Origin of the sequence: Bradyrhizobium sp. SZCCHNR1043 (assembly GCF_032489675.1) — a bacterium.
Taxonomy (GTDB): Bacteria; Pseudomonadota; Alphaproteobacteria; order Rhizobiales; family Xanthobacteraceae; genus Bradyrhizobium.
This window is the reverse complement of sequence record NZ_JAUEYN010000023.1, coordinates 63410-71327: the sequence shown is the minus strand read 5'-3', so window position 1 is coordinate 71327 and position 7918 is coordinate 63410. Positions and strand designations below refer to the sequence as shown.

Annotated in this window: 11 protein-coding genes; 4 read left to right on the top strand and 7 right to left on the bottom strand. The window is 66.2% G+C overall.

The annotated features are described in order from the left end of the window. Positions 1-864: 864 nt before the first annotated feature. Positions 865-1353 carry a hypothetical protein gene (locus QX039_RS31595; RefSeq protein WP_315735897.1) on the bottom strand — a complete coding sequence of 163 codons (489 nt, stop codon included), beginning with the start codon at positions 1351-1353 and terminating at the stop codon, positions 865-867. Between the two features lie 242 nt (positions 1354-1595). On the opposite strand from QX039_RS31595, the gene QX039_RS31590 reads away from it, so the two are divergent. From QX039_RS31590 to QX039_RS31575, 4 genes are all read left to right on the top strand, one after another. Next, positions 1596-1919, top strand: a complete 324-nt coding sequence (locus QX039_RS31590) for a heavy metal-binding domain-containing protein (protein WP_315735895.1) — start codon at positions 1596-1598, stop codon at positions 1917-1919. Further along, complete coding sequence (locus QX039_RS31585) at positions 1916-2143, top strand: hypothetical protein (protein WP_315735893.1); 228 nt, start codon at positions 1916-1918, stop codon at positions 2141-2143. The genes QX039_RS31590 and QX039_RS31585 overlap by 4 nt, the downstream gene beginning before the upstream one ends. 267 nt (positions 2144-2410) lie before the next feature. After that, on the top strand, positions 2411-3244 hold the full coding sequence (locus QX039_RS31580; protein ID WP_315735891.1) for a PhzF family phenazine biosynthesis protein: 834 nt from the start codon (positions 2411-2413) through the stop codon (positions 3242-3244). Between the two features lie 86 nt (positions 3245-3330). After that, entirely contained in the window at positions 3331-3918 is a 588-nt protein-coding gene (locus QX039_RS31575; protein WP_315737007.1) for an NAD(P)H-dependent oxidoreductase, read from the top strand. A 25-nt stretch (positions 3919-3943) separates the two neighbouring features. Here the strand turns inward: QX039_RS31575 and QX039_RS31570 are convergent, their stop codons facing one another. The 6 genes from QX039_RS31570 to QX039_RS31545 all read right to left on the bottom strand — a co-directional run bounded on the left by QX039_RS31570 (position 3944) and on the right by QX039_RS31545 (position 7918). Continuing rightward, positions 3944-4348: a carboxymuconolactone decarboxylase family protein gene (locus QX039_RS31570; RefSeq protein ID WP_315735889.1), complete on the bottom strand. Its 405-nt coding sequence runs from the start codon at positions 4346-4348 to the stop codon at positions 3944-3946. Further along, positions 4287-4754: a MerR family transcriptional regulator gene (locus QX039_RS31565; protein WP_315735887.1), complete on the bottom strand. Its 468-nt coding sequence runs from the start codon at positions 4752-4754 to the stop codon at positions 4287-4289. Before QX039_RS31565 ends, QX039_RS31570 begins: the two co-directional genes overlap by 62 nt. Before the next feature lie 84 nt (positions 4755-4838). After that, complete coding sequence (locus QX039_RS31560) at positions 4839-5597, bottom strand: SURF1 family protein (RefSeq protein WP_315735885.1); 759 nt, start codon at positions 5595-5597, stop codon at positions 4839-4841. A 184-nt stretch (positions 5598-5781) separates the two neighbouring features. After that, the gene (locus QX039_RS31555) at positions 5782-6171 is read right to left on the bottom strand and encodes a DUF983 domain-containing protein (protein WP_315735883.1); all 390 of its coding nucleotides are present in this window, start codon (positions 6169-6171) and stop codon (positions 5782-5784) included. A gap of 166 nt (positions 6172-6337) precedes the next feature. Then, on the bottom strand, positions 6338-7195 hold the full coding sequence (locus QX039_RS31550; RefSeq protein ID WP_315735881.1) for a cytochrome c oxidase subunit 3: 858 nt from the start codon (positions 7193-7195) through the stop codon (positions 6338-6340). Positions 7196-7282: 87 nt separating this feature from the next. Beyond that, complete coding sequence (locus QX039_RS31545; protein ID WP_315735879.1) at positions 7283-7918, bottom strand: cytochrome c oxidase assembly protein; 636 nt, start codon at positions 7916-7918, stop codon at positions 7283-7285.

The following is a 7918-nucleotide window of genomic DNA, read 5'->3' as shown; positions in this document are numbered from 1 at the left end:
CCTCTCCTTGGCGCCAAAGACCGCCCCCAACAAACGACGCCCCTCTTGACAACTTACTCCCCATACAAGGTTCAGCCAGAGCGACCCGGCCTTCCCTGCGCGATGGCTTACGACTTATACGCGATCTCCTCGGTGCACCGGGCTTTTTGGCCACCGTCATCGACGCGATGCATCGGCACCAGCGCCAACTTGATACCAGCGTCGGGGTATCAGGACCACGCGACTTCGCCGTCCGCGCCGGCCGCACTCGTCAGTTGCAGCCGACCCGTCCATCGCATCCCACCCCACGTCCGTGACGACGCGTACGCCCCTCGCAACGAGGCGGGATAGACAAAGACAACCACAATTTCGGAAAATATGAAAGAGGAATTTTCGCGCAGACTGGACTGGATTGGCTGATGGCGTTGGACCTGCTCGCCAAAAGAAAGTTTCGGAGCAGCCAGGCGTATTAGTTCGCGGTGCGCTCGGGCCTAGATCCTGGCAGCCCGTCGGGCGACTCAGACGAGTGCGGCAGGCGCTGCTCCGCAATGCAGACCGCAGAGCAGCTTCACTCCCGGTGTCGTCCCGTGGAAGCCCGACGACGCGCATGCATCGACGGATGCCGACCAGGGACGACAGCGGAGTTTTGGGGGCGCTGGTCAGTAGCCCGCATGAGCGCAGCGACATGCCGGGTTACGCGCCCAGGTGAGTAAGACGCAGTCGGCAGCCGTCATTGCGAGCCATCCGGTCGCGGATCGCGCGGCCGGATGAACGAAACAACCCGGCTCCATCCACAGATTGCGTCGGCGCAACGATGCCTCGCAATGGCGGGGATAGAGGTCTCCTGACGCTCTCGGTCTGCAGTCATCCGCAGGCCGAGCGGGCTTAGCGCGTCAACTCTCTGTAGCACTCGCGGATTTCGTCCGACTGATCCTCGGCGCTCGGACATGGCTCGATGCGAAAGCATGCGATCCTTTCTCGCGACTTATAAATGACGAGCCTCACGCGCTCGGCCGTGTCAGTCGATTTCCCGGCGAGCGCTATGCCAAGTCCCGAATCGTCGCCCGACAGCGCCAACCCATCTGCTTCAAAGGAAACACCGGCTACGCACTCCGCCGGAACATCTGTCCACCCTCCGCCATGCTCGATGCGCATCGATCTTTCCACGCTTGCGCCAAGCTTCTCCGGATTTCGGTTGCAGTTGGGCTTGAGGGCGCGCAGCTCGATCCTTGCGAGATCGTGCCCCTGTTGGTTCTTGAAGCTCAGGATTGCAGCGTCAGGCCTGCACCACGGACCAGAGTTCGCGCGGCATGCCATCGAACTGGAGAGCAGGAGACACAGGGCTCCGGCGAGCGCGATCATCTTCATCGGCATGAGCTATGATCCGTCATCGATTCCAATAAGGCAGTGAGAGCCTAGCGGCCTGCATGCCTTGCGTTCGACGGAACGAATACGCCCAAACTCAGTGTTAACAAAGCTCAACAGTTTATGGGCTGTAACACCGTCTGGCCGTGGCGCCCTGGCAAGACTTGTGGCTCCCTTGAACCGGAACCGTGGCTGGGTTGTCAAATCCAAGCGCCCCTGCCCGAGCGGGCCAGTATCAGATGGAGCCCCCCATGATCGTCTTGACGACGGAAAACGTGACCGGCTACCGCACGGTGCGGATGCTGGGGCAGTGTTTTGGGGTGGTGGTGCGCAGCCGCGGGCTCGGGGGCAATCTGGTGGCCAGCCTGCGCTCGATCGTCGGGGGCGAGATCCACGAGTACACGCAGATGCTGGAGGAGGCGCGGCGCCATGCGCTCGACCGGCTCGTGTCCAACGCCACGTCGATGGGCGCCAACGCCATTCTGATGATGCGTTTCGACAGCGCCGAGATCGGCCAGACCATGAGCGAGATCGTCGCCTATGGCACGGCGGCGGTGATCGAACCCGCGCCGTGATCGATCTCGTGCTCTGGCTCGCGGTCATATCAGCGGTCGTGCTGGTGTGGTTCGTCTTCCGCCAGGGAGGCTACAAGCGCGATGCGCTCTCGGCGCCGCCAGGCCCGGACTGGATCAAGACCGAGGAGCGCTTCGTCGATCCCACCAGCGGCGAGACGCTGGACGTGTGGTTTCATCCGCGGACCGGCGAGCGGGCGTATGTGAGGGCGGGCCGATCCGTGTAGACCGCGGTCGAACGCGGGAGACCATCGCACCGACGACACAGGGAAGCCGCGTCACATTCCGCCGTCGTCCCTGCGAACGCAGGGACCCATAACCACCGGCTTCGGTGGGACGACGACTGGCAGTTGCGCTTCACCGATAGATTCCGCGGTATGGGTCCCTGCGTTCGCAGGGACGACAGCGGTGCGTGGAGTCACGTCTTGCACATCTTCACTTGCGAGCGCTGAAAGCCTAGCATCGCCAACACAGAGATCGAGCGCGAGACCTCCATGATCATCCAGCACATCGCAGCCTTCACCGACGGCCCACGCGGCGGCAATCCGGCCGGGGTCGTCATCTGCGAGGCGCTGCCCGAGGCCGCCACCATGCAGGCGACGGCGGCGGAGATCGGCTATTCGGAGACGGCGTTCGCGGCGCCCATCGGCGACAAATGGCGGGTGCGCTATTTCGCGCCGCAGGCCGAGGTGGATTTCTGCGGCCACGCGACGATTGCGCTCGGCGCAGCGCTGGCGAGGCACGAGCGCTCCGGCACGTTCGCACTGACGCTCAACCATGCCGAAATCACTGTCGACGGGCATCATTCGGCGACCGACTGGAGCGCGGCGTTTCGATCGCCGCCGACGCTGACCCGGGCCCTGCCATCTGCGGCGCTCGACAAGATCCTGGCGCTGTTCGGGCTGTCGCAAGACGAACTCGACGAGCGGATCCCGCCGGTGATCGCTCACGCCGGCATGGATCATCCAGTGATTGCCCTGCGCGACCGCAGCCGCCTGGCTGCCATCAGCTACGACTTCGCTCGAGGCCAGGTGCTGGCACAGCGTGAGCGCTTCTGCACCTTCGCCCTCGTGCACGCCGAGACGCCGCAGCTGTTTCACGCCCGCAACCCGTTTCCGTTCGGCGGGGTCTACGAGGATCCGGCGACGGGCGCTGCGGCCGCGGCGCTGGCCGGCTATCTGCGCGAGCTCGCCTGGGCGACCGAGGGGCCGATCGTGATCCGCCAGGGCGAGGACATGGGCGTGCCCTGCTGCCTGCAGGTCGATCTCGACGGCCCTCCAGGCGCGCCGGTCCGGGTGTCCGGGCGAGCCCGGTTGATTCACGCGTGATTTGATTTGAAATCCCGGGGCGCTTGGCTGCCATAGTGCGCGGGCTGCAAGAACGAGCGCTTCGTTCGCCAGCGGAGCACGCCGTGATGATGTCGACCGAGATGCAGCAGGACACATCGCTCATCGTTCTGATCAGCGGCAGCCTGCGCGCCCGCTCGGCCTGCCGTGCAGCGATCGTCGCCGCGGCCGAGCTGGCGCCAGCGGATGTCACGCCGGCGATCTACGTCGGGCTGAGCGAGCTGCCGCACTTCAATCCCGACCACGATTGCGATCCCTTGCCCGAGCCGGTCATTCGCTTGCGCAAGCTGCTCGGCGACGCCCGCGCCGTCATGCTGTCGACCCCGGAATATGCGGGCTCGCTGCCGGGCAGCTTCAAGAACATGATCGATTGGACCGTCAGTGCCGGCAGCCTCTATCGACGGCCGATCGGCTGGATCAACTGCTCGGCCCATGGTGGCGCGCACGACGCCCATGCCGACCTGCGCAGGGTGCTGGAGCGCGCGGGCGCGACGATCGTCGATGAGGCTTGCGTCGCCGTACCGGTGCCGCCGACGGCAATGACCGCAGATGGTCGCGTCGCGGCCCCCGACATGCGTGCGGCCATCGCGGATGCGATCGCCGCACTGGCCTTGGCCGCGTCCGCAGGCGATGAGAACACACAGCCATCGTCATGACTGTGCTCACCGCGGGCGCCCGAATTCATGCGGGCTTCGCGTCCGCTTCCGCGAACACCGCCTTGGCCGCGAACAGGCCGTTGAGCGCGGCGGGGAAGCCGGCATAGACGGCCATCTGCATGATCACCTCGGTGATTTCCGCCCGGCTGAGGCCGACATTGAGGCCCGCATGGAGGTGCACCTTGAGCTGCGGGCTGGCATTGCCGAGCGCGGTCAGCGCTGCGATGGTCGCGATCTCGCGGCTGCGCAGATCGAGGCCGGGGCGCGAATAGATGTCGCCGAACGGAAACTCGATCACGTAGGTCGCGAAATCCGGCGCGATGTCGGCGAGCGCCGCGATCACATTGCGGCCGGCCTCGCCGTCGATGCTATCGAGCGCGCGCCGGCCGCGCACCAGCCGATCCTGATCGTTGTTGGCGCCGGATGGCATCGGGCTCGTCGTCGTGGCCTGGTTGGGCGTGGATCGCGTCATCATCGTTCGTCCTCTCGCTGCTGCCGGCATAGCCGGCGATCTTGCCGTCGAGAACGAGAAGGCAGTCCTGCAGGCTGGCGACGCGCGCCCGGACCGCGTCGCGATGCCGCTCCAGGAGCCGGCGTCGGCCCGGCTCCGTGGCAGCGCCGCCCGCGCGCAGCTCGGCATAGCGCAGCATGTCCCGGATCGGCATTCCCGTGGCCTTGAGACGGCCGAGGAATTCGATCCAGGTCAGGATCGATGCGTCGTAGTCCCGCTGGCGGGCATGATCGCGATCGGCCCTGGGGAGCAGCCCGATCCGCTCATAGTAGCGGATGGTATGGGGCGTGAGCCCCGACTGCCTTGCCAGCTCGCCGATCTTCATGCGCCCCTATCTCCATTCACGACGCCACGCAGGCTACGGGTTCGAGTGCGCTCTAAGTCAAGCGACGTTTCGCGGACTACGGGCTCATCGGTTCGCTGCGCGCCGACCCCGCGCCCACACCGCGAACGCGACGATCAACGCGGCGGCCAGAGAGAACCACGTGATCGCGTATTGCATGTGCTCGTCGCGCAGATGCGGCGACAGCGGGCCGGGCTTGGGAATGCCATTGTCGGGCACCGGCGATTCCAGATCGATGTAGAACGGCGCGACCTCGCCCCAGCCGAGGGCGTTGGCCATGGCCTGATGATCCCTGGTGAACCACAGGCGCTTGTCGTGATTTTCCGCCGCGGTGAGCAGGCCGGCGGCTTCCGGGAAACGCAGATAGCCGGTCAGGGTCACGGGGACGCCGGTGACGAGCTTGCCCACCTGGCGATCCTGGACGCTGCGTTCCTGCATCGTGTTGGCGACGAAGCCGGCGTCGATCACGACGGTCTCGCCAGACGGCAGGCGCGCGGGGAGGAACGCCCAGGTGCCCGGCCCGGAGACGTCCTCGCGCACGGCCGAGCCGGCGCTGTAGACCATCGCGTCCGGCAGTCTGGTGTAGGTGGCGGTGAAGCTGACGCGGCGAAATTCGTCGCGCTCCGGCGTCAGCGTGCGCCATTCCGTCTGTGGCGGCAGCGGCTCGGGCGCAGCGGCGACGCGATCGGTGAGCGCGGCGATCAGCGCATGCTTCGCTGCCCGGCGCTGCAACTGCCAGACGCCGAGGCCGATGAACAGTGCGACCATGACGAGGGTGAAGGCGGCAAAGGCGCGAGATGAGGTGTTGGGGCGGGTCGAGGTCATCGTTGCAGGGCCGCCAACGACAGGCTGCGCGCTCTGCCGACGCAGACGGTGCGCTCCCCTCCCCCTTGCGGGGAGGGGTTGGGGGTGAGGGTAGCCCCACAAAGACTGCCGCCGGAGCTACCCCCCTCCCCACCCCACAAGGGGGGAGGGAGCGCACCGCGCCGGCGGCGATCCGTTAAGTCCCTCATCGCGGCGTTTTGTCCACCAAACGGCCGGGCGCGGCCTTGTGGTGGAATTGCAGGGCGATCAGCAGCGACTTCATCGCGCGCAGCGGCAGCAGCGTCGTCACCAGGATCAGCGGTCCCCATAGCGCGGCATGGACCCAGAACGGCGGCTGATACTTCACCTCGACGATCAGGGCGGCGCCGACCACGATGGCGCCAGCGAGCATCATGATGAAGATCGCCGGACCGTCGCCGGTGTCGATGAAGGCGTAGTCGAGATCGCAGGCTTCGCAACGCTTGCGCAGGTTGAGGAAGCCGTCGAACAGCTTGCCCCGGCCGCAGCGCGGGCAGCGGCAGGCGAGCCCGCGCAGGACGGTCTGGGCCAAAGTGACGGGCGGGTGGGTGGTCATGGTGTCTTGCCCCCTGGGCGGCCGGGCGACGCCTCATGGTGATACAACCGGAGGCGACGAGAGCGGATCACATTTCGATCAACCGCCGGGCGCCGCCGCAACGAGAAAGGGCGGCCCGACGGCCGCCCCTTCTTAGCACGTTCGGCGGAACCGGTACGCGCCAGCTTCAGTGCGCGCCGTGGGCCATCGCCTCGGCGCCGTGGCCCCAGACGTAGATGCAGATGAACAGGAACAGCCAGACCACGTCGACGAAGTGCCAGTACCAGGCGGCGAACTCGAAGCCGAGATGCTGCTTGGGCGTGAAGTGGCCGGCATAGGCGCGCGCCAGGCAGACGATCAGGAAGATCGTGCCGACCAGGACGTGGAAGCCGTGGAAGCCGGTCGCCATGAAGAAGGTCGAGCCGTAGATGTGGCCGGCGAACGAGAACGTCGCGTGGCTGTACTCATAGGCCTGCACGCAGGTGAAGGTGGCACCCAGGAGGATGGTGAGGATCAGGCCGTATTTCAGACCCTTGCGGTCGCCCTCGAGCAGCGCGTGGTGTGCCCAGGTCACCGTGGTGCCAGAGGTCAGCAGGATCAGCGTATTGAGCAGCGGCAGATGCCAGGGATCGAAGGTCTCGATGCCTTTTGGCGGCCAGACGCCGCCGAACAGGGCGTCGCGGGTGACCTGCACCTCGAAGTTCGGATACAGCGCGGCATTGAAATAGGCCCAGAACCAGGCGACGAAGAACATCACCTCGGAGGCGATGAACAGGATCATGCCGTAGCGGTGATGGAGCTGCACCACGCGGGTGTGATCGCCCTTGTACTGCGCTTCCTTGATGACGTCGCCCCACCAGCTCGCCATGGTGTAGAGCACGCCGATGGTGCCGATGCCGAACACGACCGGCGCGGCGCCAAACATCTTGTGCATCCAGCCGATCGCGCCGAACGCCATGATGAAGGCCGAGACCGAGCCGACGAACGGCCAGGGGCTCGGGTCGACGAGATGGTAGTCGTGATGCTTGGCGTGCGCCTCAGCCATGTCAGGTCTCTCCCCAGATCGATGCCGGTCGCGCCGGCACGGTGTCGTTCAACAGCAATGGTCCCCGGATATCGGACGTCCGCGCGGTCACAGGTTGCCCCGCGGTTTGTCCGGCTCGCCCGCGGCGATCGGCTTGGGCTCGGCGTCGCGAACGGGATAGAAGGTGTAGGACAGCGTGATCGTCTTCAGCCCGTCATTCTCGTGATCGGCCGTGATCGCCGGATCGACGTAGAACACGACAGGCATCTCACGGGTCTCGCCCGGGGCCATGGTCTGTTCGGTGAAGCAGAAGCAGTTGATCTTCTGGAAATAGGCGCCCGACGTCAGCGGCGTCACGTTGTAGGCCGCTTGCGCCATGGTGGTGCGCGCCGCCTGGTTGGTGACCTTGTAGTAGACCGTGACCACCTCGCCGATCGCGACCTCGATCTCGGTCTTCTCCGGCTCGAACTTCCACGGCAGCCCGCCGGCGACATTGGCATCGAAACGGATGCCGATCCGGCGCGCCAGCGGCGCCGACGACGGCGCCGCGGTCGCGACCTGCGTGGTGCCGTTGAAGCCGGTGGCGCGGCAGAACCAGTTGTAGAACGGCACGGCGGCATAGGACGCGCCGACCATCAGCACCACGACGGCGCCGCAGATGCCGCCGACCAGCGCATCACGGCCGAGGCCGCGGCGCGGCGCGGCCGGCGCTGTCGCCGGAACGATCTGGTCGGTTGTCTCCAT